The 20,243-nt window shown below is 59.3% G+C and carries 22 protein-coding genes; 5 read left to right on the top strand and 17 right to left on the bottom strand.

Annotated features, from left to right (window positions below):
- Positions 1–18: 18 nt before the first annotated feature.
- The 10 genes from tolQ to JFU48_RS13950 form a co-directional block, all read right to left on the bottom strand.
- Entirely contained in the window at positions 19–714 is a 696-nt protein-coding gene (tolQ, locus tag JFU48_RS13995; RefSeq protein WP_003227517.1) for a protein TolQ, read from the bottom strand.
- Entirely contained in the window at positions 704–1,171 is a 468-nt protein-coding gene (gene ybgC, locus JFU48_RS13990) for a tol-pal system-associated acyl-CoA thioesterase (protein ID WP_003227519.1), read from the bottom strand. Before ybgC ends, tolQ begins: the two co-directional genes overlap by 11 nt.
- A gap of 127 nt (positions 1,172–1,298) precedes the next feature.
- On the bottom strand, positions 1,299–2,360 hold the full coding sequence (ruvB, locus tag JFU48_RS13985; RefSeq protein ID WP_003227521.1) for a Holliday junction branch migration DNA helicase RuvB: 1,062 nt from the start codon (positions 2,358–2,360) through the stop codon (positions 1,299–1,301).
- Entirely contained in the window at positions 2,361–2,969 is a 609-nt protein-coding gene (ruvA, locus tag JFU48_RS13980) for a Holliday junction branch migration protein RuvA (RefSeq protein WP_003227522.1), read from the bottom strand.
- A gap of 114 nt (positions 2,970–3,083) precedes the next feature.
- Positions 3,084–3,611, bottom strand: a complete 528-nt coding sequence (gene ruvC / locus JFU48_RS13975; protein ID WP_003227525.1) for a crossover junction endodeoxyribonuclease RuvC — start codon at positions 3,609–3,611, stop codon at positions 3,084–3,086.
- A 158-nt stretch (positions 3,612–3,769) separates the two neighbouring features.
- Positions 3,770–4,516 carry a YebC/PmpR family DNA-binding transcriptional regulator gene (locus JFU48_RS13970; RefSeq protein ID WP_003227527.1) on the bottom strand — a complete coding sequence of 249 codons (747 nt, stop codon included), beginning with the start codon at positions 4,514–4,516 and terminating at the stop codon, positions 3,770–3,772.
- Positions 4,517–4,643: 127 nt separating this feature from the next.
- Positions 4,644–6,419: an aspartate--tRNA ligase gene (aspS, locus tag JFU48_RS13965; protein ID WP_003227530.1), complete on the bottom strand. Its 1,776-nt coding sequence runs from the start codon at positions 6,417–6,419 to the stop codon at positions 4,644–4,646.
- A gap of 100 nt (positions 6,420–6,519) precedes the next feature.
- Entirely contained in the window at positions 6,520–6,741 is a 222-nt protein-coding gene (locus tag JFU48_RS13960; RefSeq protein WP_003227532.1) for an FmdB family zinc ribbon protein, read from the bottom strand.
- A 133-nt stretch (positions 6,742–6,874) separates the two neighbouring features.
- Positions 6,875–7,210, bottom strand: coding sequence for a ribbon-helix-helix domain-containing protein (locus JFU48_RS13955; RefSeq protein ID WP_103485161.1), 336 nt, complete (start codon positions 7,208–7,210; stop codon positions 6,875–6,877).
- Positions 7,211–7,398: 188 nt separating this feature from the next.
- Positions 7,399–7,869, bottom strand: a complete 471-nt coding sequence (locus JFU48_RS13950; RefSeq protein ID WP_003227537.1) for a Dps family protein — start codon at positions 7,867–7,869, stop codon at positions 7,399–7,401.
- A 310-nt stretch (positions 7,870–8,179) separates the two neighbouring features.
- Here JFU48_RS13950 and JFU48_RS30195 point away from each other — a divergent pair, with 310 nt between their 5' ends.
- A complete protein-coding gene (locus tag JFU48_RS30195; protein WP_096795089.1) occupies positions 8,180–8,782 on the top strand; it encodes a cold-shock protein in 603 nt (200 codons plus the stop codon).
- Between the two features lie 72 nt (positions 8,783–8,854).
- Here JFU48_RS30195 and JFU48_RS13940 read toward each other — a convergent pair whose 3' ends face one another.
- Positions 8,855–9,061: a SlyX family protein gene (locus JFU48_RS13940; RefSeq protein ID WP_201136747.1), complete on the bottom strand. Its 207-nt coding sequence runs from the start codon at positions 9,059–9,061 to the stop codon at positions 8,855–8,857.
- 3 nt (positions 9,062–9,064) lie between these two features.
- Positions 9,065–9,490 (bottom strand): HIT domain-containing protein, encoded by a 426-nt coding sequence (locus JFU48_RS13935; RefSeq protein WP_201136746.1) that lies wholly within the window; start codon positions 9,488–9,490, stop codon positions 9,065–9,067.
- A gap of 893 nt (positions 9,491–10,383) precedes the next feature.
- Here JFU48_RS13935 and JFU48_RS13930 point away from each other — a divergent pair.
- Complete coding sequence (locus tag JFU48_RS13930; protein ID WP_201136745.1) at positions 10,384–11,730, top strand: OprD family porin; 1,347 nt, start codon at positions 10,384–10,386, stop codon at positions 11,728–11,730.
- Positions 11,731–11,796: 66 nt separating this feature from the next.
- On the opposite strand, the gene JFU48_RS13925 is transcribed toward JFU48_RS13930, so the two are convergent.
- The 3 genes from JFU48_RS13925 to JFU48_RS13915 form a co-directional block, all read right to left on the bottom strand.
- Positions 11,797–13,002 (bottom strand): ISL3 family transposase, encoded by a 1,206-nt coding sequence (locus JFU48_RS13925; protein WP_201135813.1) that lies wholly within the window; start codon positions 13,000–13,002, stop codon positions 11,797–11,799.
- A gap of 165 nt (positions 13,003–13,167) precedes the next feature.
- Entirely contained in the window at positions 13,168–14,007 is an 840-nt protein-coding gene (locus JFU48_RS13920) for a mechanosensitive ion channel family protein (protein WP_003227546.1), read from the bottom strand.
- Positions 14,008–14,158: 151 nt separating this feature from the next.
- Positions 14,159–14,644, bottom strand: coding sequence for a YajQ family cyclic di-GMP-binding protein (locus tag JFU48_RS13915; RefSeq protein WP_003227548.1), 486 nt, complete (start codon positions 14,642–14,644; stop codon positions 14,159–14,161).
- A gap of 140 nt (positions 14,645–14,784) precedes the next feature.
- Between JFU48_RS13915 and JFU48_RS13910 the strand changes: the two genes are divergently transcribed.
- Genes JFU48_RS13910 through JFU48_RS13900 form a run of 3 tightly spaced genes read left to right on the top strand, consistent with a single transcriptional unit; the run spans position 14,785 to position 18,372 of the window.
- Positions 14,785–15,702 carry a putative 2-dehydropantoate 2-reductase gene (locus JFU48_RS13910; protein ID WP_201136744.1) on the top strand — a complete coding sequence of 306 codons (918 nt, stop codon included), beginning with the start codon at positions 14,785–14,787 and terminating at the stop codon, positions 15,700–15,702.
- Positions 15,703–15,747: 45 nt separating this feature from the next.
- Entirely contained in the window at positions 15,748–17,784 is a 2,037-nt protein-coding gene (locus tag JFU48_RS13905) for a sensor histidine kinase (RefSeq protein ID WP_201136743.1), read from the top strand.
- A gap of 3 nt (positions 17,785–17,787) precedes the next feature.
- The gene (locus JFU48_RS13900; RefSeq protein WP_103485164.1) at positions 17,788–18,372 is read left to right on the top strand and encodes a cob(I)yrinic acid a,c-diamide adenosyltransferase; all 585 of its coding nucleotides are present in this window, start codon (positions 17,788–17,790) and stop codon (positions 18,370–18,372) included.
- A gap of 113 nt (positions 18,373–18,485) precedes the next feature.
- On the opposite strand, the gene JFU48_RS13895 is transcribed toward JFU48_RS13900, so the two are convergent.
- Both JFU48_RS13895 and JFU48_RS13890 read right to left on the bottom strand, forming a co-directional pair.
- Positions 18,486–19,433, bottom strand: a complete 948-nt coding sequence (locus JFU48_RS13895; protein ID WP_201136742.1) for a Nudix family hydrolase — start codon at positions 19,431–19,433, stop codon at positions 18,486–18,488.
- Positions 19,430–20,062, bottom strand: a complete 633-nt coding sequence (locus JFU48_RS13890) for a glutathione S-transferase family protein (RefSeq protein ID WP_103520144.1) — start codon at positions 20,060–20,062, stop codon at positions 19,430–19,432. The genes JFU48_RS13895 and JFU48_RS13890 overlap by 4 nt, the downstream gene beginning before the upstream one ends.
- Positions 20,063–20,243 lie beyond the last annotated feature (181 nt).

Below are 20,243 nucleotides of genomic sequence, written 5' to 3'. Positions count from 1 at the left end.
CCATCGGGAAATACCTGCTTATTCTTCGCTGGTGTGCACTTTGCGGTGCAGGATCGCCTGGAACTCATCGGCGAAGGTGTAGTAGCGGCTCAGCAAGGTTTCGCTGCGGGCAGAGAAACGGTTGTAAGCGATAACGGCCGGGATCGCGGCGAACAGGCCGATCGCGGTGGCGATCAGGGCTTCGGCGATACCCGGCGCCACGGTGGCCAGGGTCGCTTGTTGGGCCTGAGCCAGACCACGGAAGGAGTTCATGATGCCCCACACGGTACCGAACAGACCGATGTACGGGCTGACCGAACCGACAGTGGCGAGGAACGGCAGGCTCTGCTCCAGCTTCTCTTCTTCACGGGAGATGGCGACGCGCATGGCACGGGCCACACCTTCCATCACTGCTTCCGGATCGACGCCTGGCTGCTGACGCAGACGGGAGAACTCCTTGAAACCGGCACGGAAGATCTGCTCCACGCCCGAATCCGGATCCGGGTTGCTGCCGGCCTGACGGTACAGCTTGGACAGATCGATACCCGACCAGAAGCGCTCTTCGAAGCTCTCCAGGGCGCGTCGACCGGCGCGCAACAGATTGCTGCGCTGAAAGATCATGATCCATGAGGTCACCGATGCGGCCACCAGGGTCAACATTACCAACTGCACCACGATGCTGGCATTGCTGACCAGGCTCCACATGGAGGAATGGTCGACGACGTTAGCTTCCACGCTTTATCTCCTGCTTTGAGTGTGTACCCGTGCCGCCCGCGTCGGCAAAGGCCGCACGCAAGGATTCGGGCATGGCCCGGGGTTTCAAACTGTCGGTGCGCACACAGGCCACCAGAAACTGCCCTTCACAGAGCAGCGCATTATCCGTGGCCCGCCTGACCTGCTGTTTAAAGCGCAGGCTGGCACGGTTCAATTCGATTACATCAGCGCTTACCAGCAGTTCGTCGTCCAGTCGCGCCGGCGCGTGGTAGCGCGCTTCGCTGGAATGCACGACAAACAACAGGTCCTCCCCTGCCAGTTCCGACTGGGCAAAGCCCAGCGTCCGGAGCCGCTCGGTTCGAGCCCGTTCCATAAACTTGAGGTAATTAACGTAATACACGATGCCGCCGGCATCGGTGTCCTCGTAATAAACGCGACAACGATGTGCGAACGGCTCAAGCCCGTTTTGCGCGCGCATACTCTAGTGCTTACTCCTCGGGTTGCCAATCCGGCCAGGCAACTGTTTTTTCAGTGTTTAAGGCTTTACCGCAAAAGTACCGTCCTGTGACAGTACAAACGCTGAATAAATCGCCAATAAATGTGTATCAATCGTCCAAGGCATCGAGAAACTCGTCTGCCACGGGCATTTCGCCCATTCGTGACGGAATGTTTAAACCGAAATGCAGATACGCATGCCGTGTCACCACCCTGCCCCGTGGCGTACGCATGATGTAGCCCTGCTGGATCAGGTACGGCTCCAGCACGTCTTCAATGGTATGACGCTCTTCACTGATCGCCGCCGCGAGGCTGTCGATGCCCACCGGACCGCCATCGAACTTCTCGATCATGGTCAGCAGCAAGCGCCGGTCCTGATGGTCGAAGCCATGTTCGTCGACGTCCAGCAGGTTCAACGCCAGATCGGCCACCGACTTGGTGATATGGCCCTTGGCGCGCACTTCGGCAAAATCGCGCACCCGACGCAGCAGGCGGTTGGCGATTCGCGGCGTACCACGGGCACGACGAGCAATTTCGAAAGAACCCTCCGGATCCAGTGGCAGACCGAGAATAGCCGCAGACCGACTGACAATCGTCGCCAGATCCGCCGTGCTGTAGAACTCCAGACGCTGGACGATACCGAAGCGGTCACGCAACGGGTTGGTCAGCATGCCGGCACGAGTAGTGGCGCCCACCAGAGTGAACGGTGGCAGATCCAGCTTGATCGAGCGCGCCGCCGGCCCTTCGCCGATCATGATGTCGAGCTGGAAGTCTTCCATCGCCGGGTACAGCACTTCTTCAACGATGGGCGACAGACGATGGATTTCGTCGATGAACAACACGTCGTGCGGCTCAAGATTGGTCAGCAGTGCCGCCAGATCGCCCGGACGCTCAAGCACCGGGCCGGACGTGCTCTTGATCGACACGCCCATTTCCTGGGCGATGATGTTGGCCAGCGTGGTCTTGCCCAGCCCCGGCGGGCCGAAGATCAACGTGTGATCCAGCGATTCACTGCGACCACGCGCCGCCTGGATGAACAGCTCCATCTGCTCGCGGACAGTCGGCTGGCCAATGTAGTCGGCCAGGCTGACCGGGCGAATGGCCCGGTCCTGGACTTCTTCGCGCTCGCGCGGACTGTGCGCGGCGGCGATCAGACGATCAGCTTCAATCACTTAAATCATTCCCTTCAGGGCGCGGCGGATCAGGTCTTCACTGCTCAAATTCTTGTCCTTGATGGCGGTAATCGCCTTGCTTGCTTCCTGCGGTTTGTAGCCCAGGGAAATCAGCGCACTGACCGCATCGTTTTCAGCGGTATTGACCGGCGCCGGGCCGTCCGGCTGATTCGGCACCAGGGCGAACATGGCCGGTGAGGTTTCCCAGGCCTTGAAGCGATCCTTCAATTCGACCAGCAGACGCTCGGCAGTTTTCTTGCCAACCCCCGGCACCTTGGTCAGCGCCGAAGTGTCCTGGGATTGCACGCAGCGGATCAGTTCATCGACTTCCAGGCTCGACATCAAGGCCAGGGCCAGTTTCGGTCCGACACCATTGAGACGGATCAACTCACGAAAAAAGTCTCGCTCACGCTTGCCGGCGAAACCATAGAGTAACTGCGCGTCTTCGCGTACGACCAAATGGGTGTGCAGCGTCAGCGGTTCACCGACCGACGGCAGACGATAAAGGGTGGTCATGGGCACTTCCAGCTCATACCCGAGGCCGTTTACATCCAGAATCAGGTGCGGCGGCTGTTTCTCAGCCAAGGTGCCGCGCAAGCGTCCAATCACGTTTCAGATCCTTGAGCGTTGGCCAGCCGTGGGCTGGCGACAGATGGAAGGCGGGAATCGGGCCGACGACCCAGGCGCGAAATCCGCATTCCGCAAAAATGATTGCTGATGCTATCAGAGACGCAGGCGCCCGCCACGACTGCGTGCGGTTCCCAGGCCATGCGGCAGCAGGCTGGAACGGGTGTGCGCGTGACAAATCGCGATGGCCAGGGCATCCGAGGCATCGATCTGCGGTTTGCTGGTCAGCTTGAGCATGTGCATGACCATCATCTGCACCTGTTCTTTATTGGCGGCGCCGGTGCCGACCACGGCTTGCTTGACCTGGGTTGCGGTGTACTCGGCAATCTCCAGGCTTTCCTCGGCACCGGCAACGATTGCCGCACCGCGAGCCTGGCCGAGCTTGAGGGCCGAATCGGCGTTTTTCGCCATAAACACTTTTTCGATGCCCATGGTCACCGGGCCATAGGTCTGAATGATTTCACGCACGCCGCGATAAACGATTTGCAGCCGCTCATGCAGCTCGCCGGCGCCGGTACGGATGCAGCCGGAGGCCACGTAGATGCAGCCGCCGCGGCCGGTATCGCGAACAACCCCGTAACCGGTGATGCGCGAGCCGGGGTCGATACCCAGAATTAAAGTCATAACGCCTGCGGATTCGGTAGAAACACGAAAATCAAAACAGCGAATAACCAATGTGGGAGCGGGCTTGCTCGCGAATGCGGCGTGTCATTCAGCATTGATGCTTGCTGATTCGCCGCATTCGCGAGCAAGCCCGCTCCCACATTGAAGCCTAGTCGCTCTTAACCGAGCTGAGCGGCCACATCTTCCGGAATGTCCGCGTTGGAGTAGACGTTCTGCACGTCATCCAGATCCTCGAGCATGTCGATCAGCTTGAGCACCTTCTCCGCGCCTTCCAAATCCAGTTCGGCACTGGTGGTCGGCTGCATGACGATTTCTGCGTCGTCACCCTTGAACCCGGCCGCTTCCAGCGCGTTACGCACGGCATAGAAGCTGGTGAACGAGGTGAACACGTCGATCGAGCCGTCTTCATGGCTGACCACGTCGTCGGCATCGGCTTCCAGCGCCGCTTCGGTCAGCGCGTCTTCATCGACGCCCGGGGCAAAGCTGATTTGCCCCTTGCGCTCGAACAGATACGCAACCGAACCGTCGGTACCGAGGTTGCCGCCGCATTTGCTGAACGCATGGCGCACGGCAGCTGCGGTACGGTTGCGGTTATCGGTCATGCACTCGACCATCACCGCCACGCCGCCCGGGCCGTAACCTTCATAGGTCAGTTCTTCAACGTTGTCCGCTTCGGTCGCACCGGCGCCACGCGCAACGGCGCGGTCGATGATGTCACGGCTCATGTTTGCACCCAGCGCCTTGTCCAGGGCCAGGCGCAGACGCGGATTGGAACCCGGATCACCGCCGCCCTGACGGGCCGCAACGGTCAGCTCACGGATCCACTTGGTGAAGATCTTGCCTCTCTTGGCATCCTGACGTTCTTTGCGGTGCTTGATGTTCGCCCACTTGGAATGACCTGCCATAACTCGCTCCGAATTCTCTTGAAACGTTGCCCGCCCTGCTCATGCAGCGGCCAGCAAACAAAAAATCTCGACCTGCTCTCTATAGATAGAAAAAAGGCGCATCCGAAGATGCGCCTTCAGGCCCGTCTTACTCAGCCTTTGGCGTTTCGCGCAAACGAATGTGCAGCTCGCGCAGCGCCTTGGCATCCACCACACCCGGCGCTTGCGTCATGACGTCCGCAGCACTCTGGGTTTTCGGGAAGGCGATCACTTCACGGATCGACTGGGCGCCGGTCATCAGCATCACCAGACGGTCCAGACCGAAGGCCAGACCACCGTGCGGCGGTGCACCGTACTTCAGCGCGTCGAGCAGGAAGCCGAACTTCTCTTCCTGTTCCGCTTCATTGATACCCAGCAGGCGGAACACCGCTTGCTGCATTTCCTTGCGGTGGATACGGATCGAACCGCCACCCAGCTCGGTACCGTTGAGCACCATGTCGTAGGCGCGGGACAGAGCGCCGGCCGGATTGGCTTCCAGCTCTTCAGGGGAGCACTTCGGTGCGGTGAACGGGTGGTGCAGTGCAGAGAAGCTGCCGTCGTCGTTTTCTTCGAACATCGGGAAGTCGACGACCCACATTGGCGCCCACTTGCAGGTCAGCAGGTCGAGGTCGTGGCCGAGCTTGATACGCAGCGCGCCCAGGGCTTCGCTGACGATCTTGGCCTTGTCGGCGCCGAAGAACACGATGTCGCCGTCAACCGCGCCGACGCGATCGAGGATCACGTTCAGGTTGGCTTCAGGGATGTTTTTCACGATCGGCGATTGCAGACCTTCAACACCGGCAGCGCGCTCGTTGACCTTGATGTACGCCAGGCCCTTGGCACCGTAGATGCCGACGAACTTGGTGTAGTCGTCGATCTGCTTGCGCGGCATGCTCGCCCCGCCTGGAACGCGCAGTGCAGCGATACGGCATTTCGGATCGTTGGCCGGGCCGCTGAAGACCTTGAATTCGACTTCTTTGAGTTGATCGGCGACGTCGACCAGTTCCAGCGGGTTACGCAGGTCCGGCTTGTCGGAACCGTAACGGCGCATGGCTTCTTCGAAGGTCATGTGCGGGAATTCGCCGAATTCCAGATCCAGCACTTCCTTGAACAGGTTGCGGATCATGCCTTCGGTCAGGCCCATGATGTCTTTTTCGTCGAGGAAGCTGGTCTCGATGTCGATCTGAGTGAACTCAGGCTGACGGTCGGCACGCAGGTCTTCGTCGCGGAAGCACTTGGCGATCTGGTAGTAACGGTCGAAACCGGCAACCATCAGCAGTTGCTTGAACAGCTGAGGCGATTGCGGCAGCGCGAAGAACGAACCGGCGTGAGTACGGCTCGGCACCAGGTAGTCGCGGGCGCCTTCCGGGGTAGCACGGGTCAGGATCGGTGTTTCGACGTCGAGGAAGCCGTTCTCGTCGAGGAAGCGACGGATGCTGGTGGTCATGCGCGAACGCAGACGCAGCTTCTCGGCCATTTCCGGACGACGCAGGTCCAGGAAGCGGTAGCGCAGGCGGGTTTCTTCGCCGACGTCGGAGTATTCGTTGAGCGGGAACGGCGGGGTTTCCGACTCGTTCAGCACTTCCAGCTCGTAGCCCAGCACTTCGATCATGCCCGACGCCATGTTGGCGTTGGTCGCACCGGCCGGACGCAGACGCACCTTGCCGGTGATCTTCACGACGTATTCGCTGCGCACGCGATCGGCGGCGGCGAAGCTCTCGGCGCGATCCGGATCGAACACCACCTGAGCCAGACCATCACGATCACGGATATCGAGGAAAATCACCCCGCCGTGGTCGCGACGACGGTGAACCCATCCGCAAAGGGTAATTTCCTGGCCTTCCAGGCTTTCGTTCAGTTGGCCGCAATAATGGCTGCGCATCATGGTAGTGGTTTCGCTTCTCGTAATTCGAAATTCGGTGGAGATCCCGTCGCACTCAAGCACTGCGAAATCTCACGCGTGTCGTTCGACCTGGGCCTGAACCCTAGTCAGATTTGTCGCCACCGGCCAGATTCTTCTTGGCTCCGGTCTTGAAATCGGTTTCGTACCAACCGCTGCCGCTGAGGCGAAAACCCGGCATGGACAGCTGTTTCTTGAGCTCTGGCGCCTGACAGGCAGGGCAGTCGACCAGCGGTGCCTCGCTGATCTTTTGAATGGCTTCCAACTGATGACCACAGGAAGCACATTGATAATCGTACATCGGCATGGAGGTGTCTCGGCGATCAGATTGCCACCGCGCGCAGGGCTTTGCGGCGAAAGAGCGGGATTATATCCATTAAATGCGGGCTGTGCAGCCGTAAGACTGCACAGCCCGCCACGTCATTTCAAGTATTGGCCGTTCAGGGCATGACGGCCGTCGGGGTATCCCGCAGACCATTCATCACACACACCACCCGCACCAGACCGCTGAAGTTTTTCACCCCGCCGTGGCGCAGGTGCACCTGACGGTCAACGTGGGACAGCAACGTACTGACCGAACAGCCATTGTGCCCGGCCATCTCACCGAGAATGTTCCAGTAAACCTGCTCGAGCCTCAAGCACGTGGCAAACCCGTTCAAGCGCACTGACCTTGCCAGCGGCCGGATCAGCTCGAAGTCGAAATCGCTGACAAACGGGTCGACCTTCATTTCCTGCTGCGAACCGACATGTTCGCTTCGCCTGTCTCCACCTACCATATCGCTGACACTCCTTTGCCATCGCTGCTTTTTATAAAGACAACATCCTGTGTCTTCATAAAAACGCAGACGCAAAGTCAGCGCCAGACGACTAGTTGCCCAGCTGCGTAGGATAAGCCGACATGTTCGGTAAGATTTGAAACAGCGCGCGGACATCTACCACTCCGGGACATCCGCGCACCGGACTATCAGGTCTCGAGCAACGCACGCAGCATCCACGCGGTCTTCTCATGCACCTGCATACGCTGGGTCAGCAGGTCGGCCGTCGGCTCGTCACTGACTTTGTCCAGAAGCGGGAAAATGCCGCGAGCGGTGCGCGTCACCGCTTCCTGACCCTCGACCAACTGCTTGATCATGTCCTCGGCGCTTGGCACGCCGACTTCTTCCTTGATAGAGGAAAGACGCGCGTAGGTCGCGTAGGCGCCCGGTGCCGGAAACCCCAGAGCCCGAATGCGCTCGGCGATCAGGTCCACGGCCAGCGCCAACTCGTTGTATTGCTCTTCGAACATCAGATGCAGGGTCCTGAACATGGGACCGGTGACGTTCCAGTGGAAGTTATGGGTTTTCAGATACAGCACGTAGGTGTCCGACAGCAGCCGCGACAGCCCCTCGACGATGGACTTGCGGTCTTCTTCACTGATACCGATATCGATTGCCATGTTTACCCCCTAAGGCGATTGAATTCATCCAACAGGTGCAGACCCACTCTAGCAAGGCAGGCGCCACCTCGCAGCCGGCAATCTTCGCTCGCCGTGCGACAAATCGACCGGGCCGGTGCCGCTGGCCGGGGTAATTTGAGTAGCTGCAGGCTTTGCTGTTAAATAGGCAGTGTGTCGCTACGCCCCATTTTTCAGGGGTGTCGTGCATAGGCTGATGCCGGGCACGTGTCCAACGCCTCTTTATTGTTCCGAAGCGAACCGTGCGCCTTCAGCTCTTCCTTGTGAGCCGTCATAACGTGAGCCAATCAAAATGTTGAAAATCGTCCACCTGCTAATGGGCGCAGCGGCCTTGCTGCTGTCGTTCATACCTAGCCTGAAATCCGAAGCCGTTCCTTACCTGCAACAACCCGATGCACTTTACCTGGCCTTTTTCGGCCTGCTGAACCTGGTCATCGCTCCAGTGATCCCTTACTGGAACAAAGGCCCGCGCCAGCATCTGCAAAATCTGGTCAGCGCTCTTCTCGTGCTGACTGTCGTCCTGCAAACCCTGACCCTGATCGCACCGATGCCTGTCATCGCCGGTCAACCGGCCGTGCTGTTCAGCCTGGTGATCGCCCTGGTTGCCGTGGTTGTGCACCTGGCCGTGAGCTTCTACAAATCTTCACCGACTGCCGCACCTGTCAGCTATGACATGAGCAACCGCGATACCGGTACCGTCAAGTGGTTCAACACGTCCAAGGGTTTCGGCTTTATCTCCCGGGATTCCGGCGATGATATTTTCGTGCACTTTCGTGCAATCCGTGGCGAAGGCCACCGCGTACTGGTCGAAGGCCAGCGCGTTGAGTTCTCGGTGATGAACCGGGATAAAGGCCTGCAAGCCGAGGATGTGATCGCCGCCCTGCCGCGTCGCTGATCCAAGGCAAGAAAAAACCGCGAGCAGCCTGGCTGATCGCGGTTTTTTTACGCCGTTACAAAAGCGTCGACATCAGTAGTGTGGCGGTGGGGCCTCTTCCTCGAAAGCATCGAACTGCCCAACCATTTCTTCCTGACGCTTGAGTACCGCAGCCATTTGCAGTTGCAGGCGCTCGATCACGCGCTGCTGCGCCACCAGTTCGTCGTTCAACGCCTGAATGGTGTCATCCTGAAAGGCCAGGCGGCTTTCCATATCGGTAACGCGCTCTTCAAGGCTCATCGCTCAATCCTCCAGAAACGTGAAGTGCCCAGTCAGCACCAGGCGCAGCCGTTCACGGATGGCCGCAACCTCCTCGGCGCCATAGGGTTTGGCCGGGTGTTTGCCCCAGACCGGCGCTGGCCATGCCGCATCGTCACGCTTGCGCACGATCACATGCATATGCAGCTGGCTGACAACGTTGCCCAGGGTAGCGACGTTCAGCTTGTCGGCATCGAACAGGTCCTTGAGCAACTCGGCCAGCGCGGTGGTTTCCTGCCACAACTGCTGCTGGTCGGCGACATCCAACTGAAACAACTCACTGATATCGTCGCGACGAGGCACCAGGATGAACCACGGGTAATTGGCATCATTGGACAGCAGCAGTCGGCAGAGCGGGAAGTCGCCGATGGTCAGGGTGTCCTGTTGAAGTCGTGAATCTAAAGCAAACACTGCGTGCACTCCCGGCTGATCTACATATTCAGCTTAGCGGCCACCCAGACAGGCAACGCACCAAGCGACAGGCAGGCAGCATACCTGCGAATGCGCCGGGCTTCACGATGAGTGCACTCGACCAGGCCACCACAGCCCTGACAAGAGACACCTACAAAGATTGTGCACCATCCCGGAGCCTGAACCGGCCTCGAACGCGAGCAACTAGCTGAAACAGCCTTGGCCATCCGGTGACAGACTCACCGCAAGCTGTATGAATCCGGTACAGCCTGTAAATTTTTTGCACCAAAACCGCACAGTGCGTCTACGCTGAGTGCGTCGGGCATCCGCCAAATACTCACTGACGGGGTGAACCGGTAACGTTTTTGGTTGTCACGCCGCCATGCGAACGTGACAACACGATGCAAAGGTATGCGTCAAGCCCCTGATACAAAAGGGCTTGAACCCCCGTTTTTATGCGGTTTTTACGGCTACAGGCAGGTGTTCAGAAAAATAAACGTGGCAACCCTGCACTTTGTGCACGCTTGTTGCATCAGTACACACATGGTCTATAAGCGCGCCACCGGAAGTGGCAGCTGGAGACCAACCAATACGGTGGCAGGGTTGCCCCAATGGAGATTCAAGTGTTTTGCCAGGGACTCTTTTTTACCGATGCAAAAAGGCCCAGAAACAGCGATAAAGTTGTCAGCCCGGCTGCATGGGTAACGTGAATTTGCGACATCAACCCAGCTGTTTGCGACGTCGTCGTAAAGATCATGAAAGGTTGTATGAGCAAGTATCGCCAACATTGTCGGCGTGATATAAGTTTGCGCCGACACAAAAAGAAAGAGCCGCCCAGATAATAAAACAGGTGGGACGGCAGTACTCTTCTAAAACCAAAGGAGCAAATCACGATGCGCGTGATGAAGTGGAGCACAATCGCACTGGCTGTTGCAGCAGCAGCCAGCACTCAATTGGCTACGGCCGCCCCGTTTGTTAGTGACCAGGCAGAAGCCAAAGGTTTCGTTGAAGACGCAAAAGTCACCGAAACGTTGAAGAACTACTACTTCAACCGCGACAAGAAAGCCGGCTCCAATGATCAGATCGACTGGACACAGGGTTTCCTGGGCAACATCAGCTCTGGCTACACCCAAGGTACTGTCGGTGTTGGTGTTGATGCATTTGGTTACCTGGGCATCAAGCTGGATGGCGGCGACGGCACTGTCGGTTCGGGCAACACCAGCGTCGACTCCCAGGGTCGCGTCCAGAACAACATGGGCAAAGCCGGTGCAGCAATCAAAGCCCGCATCTCCAAAACCGAGCTGAAATTCGGTGAGTTCCAGCCAAGCACCTCTCCAGTATTCGCTGTCGGCGGCTCGCGTCTGATTCCTCAGACCGCTACCGGCTTCCAACTGCAGAGCAGCGAAGTCCAGAATCTGGACCTGGAAGCAGGTCACTTCTACTCGGCCTCCAGCCAGGACGAGATGAACAGCAATGGCGAGTTGCATTCCCAATACGCAAGTACAACCGATAACCCTGTCACTGGTAAAACCATGGACTTCGCCGGTGGTAAGTACGGCATTACCGACAACCTGAGCGTCTCGCTCTACGGTTCGAAGTTCAAGGACATCTGGAACCAGTACTACTCCAACGTGAACCTCACCACCCCGATCAGTGGTGATACTTCGCTGAACACCGACTTCAACATCTACCGCACCACCGACACTGGTAAGTCCAATGCCGGCGACATCAACAACACCACGTTCTCCCTGGCGACTGCGCTCTCGTTCCTGAAAGCTCATACCGTTACCCTGGCCTTCCAGAAGGTTCACGGTGACACGCCATTCGACTACGTCGGTGTGGGTGACAACAACCGCGGTGGCGATTCGATCTTCCTGGCCAACTCCGTCCAGTACTCCGACTTCAACGGTCCGAACGAGAAGTCTGCACAAGTTCGTTACGACCTGAAAATGGCCGAGTACGGCGTACCGGGTCTGAGCTTCATGGCTCGCTATGTTAAAGGCTGGGATATCGACGGCGACAAAATGGCGATTGACAGCCCATACCGTTCGTACGGTTACGGTGAAGATGGCAAACATCACGAAACCAACCTTGAAGCCAAGTACGTAGTTCAGACCGGCCCGGCCAAAGATCTGTCCTTCCGTATCCGTCAGGCATGGCACCGTGGCAACTCCGACCAGGCTGAAGGCAATATCAACGAGTTCCGCCTGATCACCGAATACCCACTAAACATCTTGTAATCGTCAGTGGTTAGTTTGGAAGCATAAAAAAAGGCCCATCTTCGGATGGGCCTTTTTTATGGTTCTTCACGGATTACCGGGAAAGACGCTCTTGATCTTCATGAAAAAGAATTCGCTATCCCGGTAACCGTACGCCATCCGCTTGATGACCTTTATTCGATTGTTTATTCCTTCCAACTGACCGGTGTGCATCGGCCAGCGAACCCGGCTCACGATGCCCCGCCAGTAACCCTTTAGCCGTGTGGCGAACTGGATCAGAGCTGGAATTTCGCTTTCATGCGCATGGCGCAGCCATTGCTTCCAGGCCGCTCGCCAACCCCAGGCAGTACTCGGAGTCCAGAGTGTTTTGAGTTCAGCCTTCATCAAATAGACCGTCATCAACGCTTGGTTGGCCGCCAGCAGATCCTCCAGGCGGACCTGTTGTTCCGGCGTTTTCAAGTTCTGCGGATTGCGCAGCAACAGCCATCGCGCCTGCTTGATAACCTTGCGGGCCGGCTTGTCGTGACGCAACCGGTTAGCCTCGTCGACGCGAACCCGATCAATCACCTCTCGGCCATATTTGGCCACCACATGGAAGAGGTCGTAGACCACTCGCGCGTTGGGACAGTGCTGACGAACCTCCAGGTCAAAAGCGGTGTTCATGTCCATCGCCACCGCTTCGATGCGAGCGCAACCCTCTGGCCCCAATTCTTCGAAGAAAGGCCTGACCGCTGCTCGGCTGCGGCCTTCACCGATCCACAGCACGCGGCGTGTATCCGCATCCAGCACCACGCTGGCGTAACGATGACCTTTGAACAGGGCGAATTCGTCCATCACCAGACGTCGCGGTTGCGCCTTTGGCAAAACGCTCAACGCCGCTTGCAAGGCTCGACGCTCCAGCAACCGAACGGTGTCCCAATGCAACCCGAACAGTTGAGCCACATGCAGTGTGGGGAGGCGTTCGCAGGCCTGAATGACCGCCTCGGCCAAACGCCGCGTCATGCGGGCATAGCGGTCCAGCCAACTGACGGCCTCCATACGTTTACCACAGTCACGACAGACAACACGCCTGAGCAACACGCTGAGGCGCACCGCACGGCCGAGAATCGGTAAATCGCGGACGGTTCGCTCGCAATACTCATGCGTGGTTGAACAGGTTTTTTGGCAGCCGCTACAGGAAGGGAATCGGGTGGCGTGGGGAATCAGGTCGATCTGAAGCGCGTCGCCATCAGGCTTGATCGTGACAACAGAAAAGCCCTCCCAAAAAGGAAGGAAAGTATTAATATCGCGCATAAGAACGCCGGTTTGTTAGATGTGTTTGCTCGCACGAACATCATCAATCAAATCGGCGTTCTTGTTTCTGTGTTTCCCGGGATTCCGTGAAGAACCTTTTTTATTGCCTGTCACTTGTAATAAATGCCTGACCAACAAGTCAGGCATTTAATTAGCAACCTATCATTACACTGCGGATTCCTGAACCACACGAATCACCCGCTGTGGAAACGGAATATCAATCCCTGCCGTCTTCAAACGATCACGCGACTGTTCATTAAACATGAACATCACATCCCAGTAGTCTGCAGTTTTAACCCACACACGCAGAGAAACAGTGATGGAACTGTCACCCAGAGTCGAAATGACCGCCTGCGGCGCAGGGTCCTGCAGAATGCGATCGTCCTTGGCCAGATCCAGCAGCACCTGACGCGCCTTTTGCAGATCCGCTTCGTAATCCACACCCACGTCAAACACCACTTTGCGGGTTGGTTGACGGTTGGTGTTGGTGATGATGCCGTTCGACAGATTGCCATTCGGGACGATGATGGTCTTGTTGTCACCGGTACGCAGCACGGTGTGGAAAATCTGGATGCTGTCGACCGTACCCGCCACGCCTTGCGCTTCGATCCAGTCACCGATACGGAACGGACGGAACAACAGAATCAACACGCCGCCGGCGAAGTTCGCCAGACTGCCCTGCAATGCCAGGCCGATCGCCAGACCCGCAGCACCAATCGCGGCGACGAACGAGGTGGTTTCGACTCCGATCATCGAGGCCACGCTGACAATCAGCAACACCTTGAGGATGATGTTCGCCAGGCTGCTGATGAAGCCTTGCAGCGCCAGGTCGGCATTGCGCAGGGCCAGCAGACCGCCGAGTTTTTGCGTGACCTTGTTGATCAGCCACCAGCCAATGGCCAGGGTAATCACCGCCAGCAGCACGCGGCTGCCGTATTCCATGATCATCGGAATCCACGCCTGGGACGCCTTGACCAGGTTGTCTACCTCTGCATTCAAATCCATCTTCCCTCTCCTGATGTCCGGCTACCCGGGGCTGTACACAAATTAAAAGTGGGAGCGGGCTTGCTCGCGAAAGCGCTGTGTCATTCAACAATGAGTTGCCTGACACACCGCTTTCGCGAGCAAGCCCGCTCCCACAGCCATCTGACCGGACTTAGTCGCGGAAGTTGTTGAACTGCAGTGGCATACCGAATTCCTTGGCGCGCAGGGCCGCGATGGCTTCCTGCAGGTCATCGCGCTTCTTGCCGGTCACACGCACCTGCTCGCCCTGAATGGCGGCCTGTACCTTGAGCTTGGCATCCTTGATGTGAGCGACGATCTTCTTCGCCAGCTCCTTGTCGATGCCTTCCTTGAGGATCGCGTCCTGCTTCATCAGCTTGCCCGAGGCGTAAGCGTCTTTTACTTCAAGGCACTGCACATCGATCTTGCGCTTGGTCAGGGCCAGCTTCAGGATCTCGATCATCGCTTCCAGCTGGAACCCGGCTTCAGCGGTCAGGTTGACGGTCAGGTCCTTTTCCTTGAACTCGAAGCTGCCTTTGCCTTTCAGGTCATAGCGACGATCGAGTTCCTTCACGGCGTTCTCGACCGCGTTGGTCAGCTCGTGTTTGTCCAGTTCGGATACCACGTCGAACGACGGCATGTAGTCTCTCCAATAAAAAGGCGCGCTCGATCAGGATGGAGCGCGCTTGGCTTGCGGTTAAAATCCGGCTCATTATAACGGGTCTTTTCCCACCGATACGGCGAGCCTTGCATGCCAGTACCTTACCGAGTGAAAAACTGATGTCCACCCCCTGGCACGTTCTCGGCGCCGGCAGCCTCGGCACCCTGTGGGCCACGCGTCTGGCCCGGGCCGGGCTGCCGGTGCGGCTGATCGTGCGGGATGCCGAGCGCCTGCGCAGCTATCAGGCGGCCGGTGGTCTGACGCTGGTCGAACACGGCGCAGCCACGACCTATGCCGTCCCCGCGCAAACGGCGGACGACCCAGAACCGATCCGCCGCCTGCTGGTCGCCTGCAAGGCCTATGACGCCGAGAGCGCGGTCGCCCGCCTCGCCCCGCGCCTCAGCGCAGATGCCGAGCTGATCCTGTTGCAGAACGGCCTCGGCAGTCAGGACGCCGTCGCAGCGCAGGTACCGCAGGCACGCTGCATCAGCGCCTCCAGCACCGAAGGCGCGTTCCGCGACGGCGACTGGCGCGTGGTGTTTGCCGGCCACGGTTTCACCTGGCTGGGCGATGCCAGCCATCCGGTAGCGCCAATCTGGCTGGACGATCTTGAGGCGGCGAAAATCCCCCACGAGTGGAGCACCGACATCCTCACCCGGCTGTGGCGCAAACTGGCGCTCAATTGCGCGATCAATCCGCTGACCGTGCTCCACGATTGCCGTAACGGCGGGCTGGAGCAGCATCAATGCGAAGTCGCCACGCTGTGCAACGAGCTGGCCGAGTTGCTGGAGCACTGCGGTCAACCAGCCGCGGCGGTCAATCTGCAACAGGAAGTCGAGCGGGTGATCCACGCCACCGCAGCCAATTACTCGTCGATGTATCAGGACGTGGCGAACCAGCGCCGCACCGAAATCAGTTACCTGCTGGGCCACGCCTGCAAAGTCGCCACCCGTCACCAGTTGCACCTGCCACACCTCAATCAATTGCAGCAGCGTCTGGTCAGCCATCTGCACAGCCTTGGATTGCCCAGCGACTGAGCAGCGGCTACGCTGCCCACTTGTTCCTTTGCCGTGATAAACCTGATGCCATTGCGCCAGCGCCTTGAAAACCTGCCGGTCGGCCAGAAACTGCTGGCCGCCCTGCTGGTGTTGCTGACCACCGTCCTGCTGGTCGCCAACCTGACCTTTATCAGCGCCGCCTATTACATCTCCCAGGAAAGCATGGCGCCACAGGCCCTGCAGACCATAGGCCGACTGGTGTCCAACCCGAGCCTGGTGTCGCAGGCCCTTGAGTCGCCGCAAAGCGCCGAACGCCTGCTCAAGGAACTCGACAGTTATTCGCCGCTGCGCGCAGCGGCTTTGTACGACGGCAAGGGTGACCGGATCGCCCAGGTGCAGCGTGGCGAAAAACTCAATCTGCCGGAGCGCTTTCGACACGTCGAAGCCTGGCAACTCACCGAGTTTCGCAGCAACCAATTGATCACCCTGCCCCGCCCCGGCACCGCGCCTGGGCATCTGCTGCTGGTCGCCAGCAGTGAACTGCCGATGGCGTTCTACACCGGTACCCTGACCGCCAGTCTCGGCATCCTGATTTTCAGTGTGCTGCTGTGGCTGGTGATTGCGCGGCAGATCAAACGCCTGATCACTCGCCCGATCCATGAGTTGGAAGAATTGTCGCGGCAAGTCACTCGCGAAGAGAACTACGCCCTGCGCGCCTCGCGCGGTAACCACGACGAGATCGGCAGCCTCGCCGAAGCGTTCAACACCATGCTCTCGCGCATCGAAGCCCGCGAGCAGCAGCTCAAGCGCGCCCGCGATGACTCGCAGGCAGCTTACGATCAGGCTCAAGGTCTGGCTGAGGAAACCCGCCACACCAACCGCAAGCTGGAGCTGGAAGTCCAGGTGCGCAGCAAGATCGAGAAGAAGCTCACCGGTTTCCAGAACTACCTCAACAGCATCATCGACTCCATGCCCTCGGCGCTGATCGCTCTCGATGAGCAGCTCTACGTGACCCAATGGAACCAGGAGGCCAGCGCCCTCTCCGGGACGCGCCTGGATGAGGCGCTGAACCAACCGATCTTCCTCGCCTTCGAACCGCTCAAGCCGTTTCTGCCACAACTGAAGCAAACGGTCGAAGAACACACCGTGGCGAAGATCGAGCGGGTGACCTGGTTCAAGGATGACGAACCCAAGCACTACGCCCTGACCTTTTACCCGCTGATGGGCGGTGCCGGGCGCGGTGTGGTGATCCGTATCGACGACATCACCCAGCGCCTGTCGCTGGAAGAAATGATGGTGCAGTCGGAAAAAATGCTCTCGGTCGGCGGCCTCGCCGCCGGCATGGCCCATGAGATCAACAACCCGCTGGGCGCGATCCTGCACAACGTGCAGAACATTCGCCGGCGGCTGTCGGCGGATCTGCCGAAGAACCTCGAAACCGCCGAACAGCTCGGCATCGAACTGGACACGGTCAACCGTTACCTGCAAAGCCGCGAAGTACCGAAATTGCTCGACGGCATCCAGCAGGCCGGTGCCCGCGCGGCAAAAATCGTCACCCACATGCTCAGTTTCAGCCGGCGCAGCACCCGGCAAATGGCCCCATGCGACCTACCGGCGCTGATCGACCAAGCGGTGGAAATTGCTGGCAACGACTTCGATCTGGCGATCGGTTTCGACTTCAAGGGCCAGGCGATCATCCGCCAGTTCGACCCGGCGCTCGGCCCGGTTCCGGGCACCGCCAACGAACTGGAACAAGTGCTGCTCAACCTGCTGAAAAACGCCGCGCAAGCCATTCACCAGCGCGAAGACGACAGCGAGCCGGGGCGGATCATTTTGCGCACCAAACCGAACCCGCCATGGGCCGAGATCCAGGTCGAGGACAACGGCATCGGCATGAGCGAGAGCGTGCGCAAGCGCACCTTCGAGCCATTCTTTACCACCAAGGAAATCGGCCAGGGCACCGGCCTTGGGCTGTCGGTGTCGTACTTCATCATCACCAACAACCACAAGGGCCAGATGGAAGTGCAATCGGCGCCCGGTCAGGGCACCTGTTTCACCCTGCGCCTGCCGCTGGCACAACCGGCAGCCATTGCCGCCGAAACCAATCAACTACAGAGGTAACCCATGGGCTTTCGCTTGTCGAAGATCTACACCCGCACTGGCGATACCGGCGAAACCGGCCTCGGCGATGGCCGCCGCGTGCCCAAGGATCACCCGCGCATCGAAGCGATTGGCGAGGTCGATACGCTGAACAGTCAGGTCGGCGTGCTGCTGGCCGGGCTGATCGCCGAGCGCGAGGCGTTTCCGGGATTGAATGAGCTGATCGACGTGCTCGCGCCTTGCCAGCACCGCTTGTTCGACTTGGGGGGTGAGCTGGCAATGCCGGAATATCAGGCGCTGAACGCGGCGGAAATCGAGCGCCTGGAAGCGGCAATTGATGTGTGGAACGAGGAATTGGGGCCGCTGGAGAATTTCATTCTGCCCGGCGGTTCGCTGCTGATTGCCCAGGCCCATGTGTGCCGTAGTCTGGCGCGCAGTGCCGAGCGGCGTTGTCAGCATTTGAACGCGATCGAGCCGTTGGCCGGGGTTGGTCTGGCGTATATCAATCGGTTGTCGGATCTGTTGTTTGTGGCAGCGCGGTTGATTGCGCGGCGGCAGGGGGTGGCGGAGATTTTGTGGCAACCGGCGGTGAAGCCTTCAGAAATCTAGCGCCTGAACGGACGCCTTCGCGAGCAAGCCCGCTCCCACAGTTGACCGCGTTACTTCAGTTGGAACGCGGTCAACTGTAGGAGTGAGCCTGCTCGCGATGAGGCCGGTAGCCTTTAAACAGAATCAGGCCAGAACGCCCGAATCCCCGCCACACCCTGAGCCCCAACACTCCAAGCCTTCTCGCGCTCCGCCGGGCCAACGCCGCCAAGCAAGAACACCGGCTTGCCAAAGCCCTCGATCAACGTCGAAGCCTGCTCCCAGCCCAACGGCTGCGCATCCGGGTGGGTCAAGGTTGGCTGAACCGGCGACAGCGTGACGAAATCCACGCCCATCTGCTCGGCCAGCGCCAGCTCTTCAGCGTTATGGCAGGACGCCGCCAACCAGCGCTCTGCCGGTAACGGCCGGCCCGCTGCGGCGTATTTGCGCAATTGCGCGGCGGTGATGTGCCAACCGGCGGACGGGAAATCGCCGAGCCATTCGAACGGCCCCTTGATCATCAACTGCGCCTTGCCGGCGCAGAGGCCGACGGCATCCACCGCCAGATCGCGGTATTTGGGGTCATAGCCGTTCGGCGCGCGCAACTGGATCAGCTTGATCCCGCCGGCAATCGCCTTCTGGATCCCGCGCAGCAAGGCCGGGGCTTCCAGATCTTCCGGGGTGATCAGGTATTCAGCGGGAAGGCGCGCAGCGGCAACGATCGGCTGATTGGCCGCCGGAAACTCATAGTTCAGCAGATCCTTGGCGGTTACCCAGGCCAGTGGCTGGCCCTCGGCACCGTGCGGCTCACCGGTAAACCGGGAGACCTCCCAGACATCCAGCAACACCTGTTTGTCCGGGTAATCGTGGCGAACCTTGATCAGTGGACGAGCCGCGCCGACAACAATGCCCAGCTCTTCCTGCAGCTCGCGGGCCAGGGCGCTTTCGACGGATTCGTCAGCCTCGACCTTGCCGCCGGGAAATTCCCACAGGCCGCCCTGATGCTGGGTGTCGGCACGGCGGGCGATGAGGATTTTGCCGCTGTCGTCACGAATGACGGCAGCCGCGACGTGTACGCGTTTCACGGATTCAACTCCTCCAGTCCAGCCTTTTGCCACGCCTTGAAGGCGGGCCATTGGTAGACGGTTTCAACATAGGCTTGATCAACCGCCGGCAACTGCACCTGGTAGGTACGCAGACGCACGGCAATCGGTGCGAAGAACGCGTCAGCCAGACTCACTCGGCCAAACAGATACGGCCCAGGCTCAGTGGCCGCCGCGCGGCATTCGGCCCACAGCGCGAGCATGCGCTCGATATCGACCTTCACTTCCGGCGGCACCGGATCGAGCGGGGCGTCGTGGCTCAGGTTGAACGGCATATGATTGCGCATGGCGAAAAAGCCGCTGTGCATCTGCGCGCAGGCGGACCGCGCCTGGGCACGGGCATAAACATCGCTCGGCCAGAGCTGCTCGGACGGAAACTGCTCGGCCAGGTATTCGGCGATCGCCAGAGAGTCGGCAATGGTGCCGCGAGAGGTTTGCAGCAGCGGCACCTTGGCGGTCGGCGAATGCTTGAGCAGCCGCTCGCGGGTGTCGGGCTTGCCGAGCTTGATCAGTTCTTCGGTGTAGGGAGCGCCGGTCAGTTCCAGCGCCAGGGCGGCGCGCAGGGACCAGGAGGACAGCAGTTTGTCGCCGATGATCAGGTGCAGGGACATGGTGTGGCGCCTTTTCGTCAGTGGAAAGCTTCAAGACTTGTAGTGACTGGACCGACGCGTTCGCGGGCAAGCCCGCTCCCACAGTAGTTTCGGTCGTTCACAAATGTCGTGTACACCGAAGCCCCTGTGGGAGCGGGCTTGCTCGCGAAGAGGCCGGCACATTCAACATTGATATTGCCAG

Origin of the sequence: Pseudomonas sp. TH49, assembly GCF_016650625.1 — a bacterium.
Taxonomy (GTDB): domain Bacteria; phylum Pseudomonadota; class Gammaproteobacteria; order Pseudomonadales; family Pseudomonadaceae; genus Aquipseudomonas; species Aquipseudomonas fluorescens_H.
The sequence above is the reverse complement of the archived record's forward strand: the minus strand, read 5'-3'. Positions and strand labels throughout refer to the sequence as shown.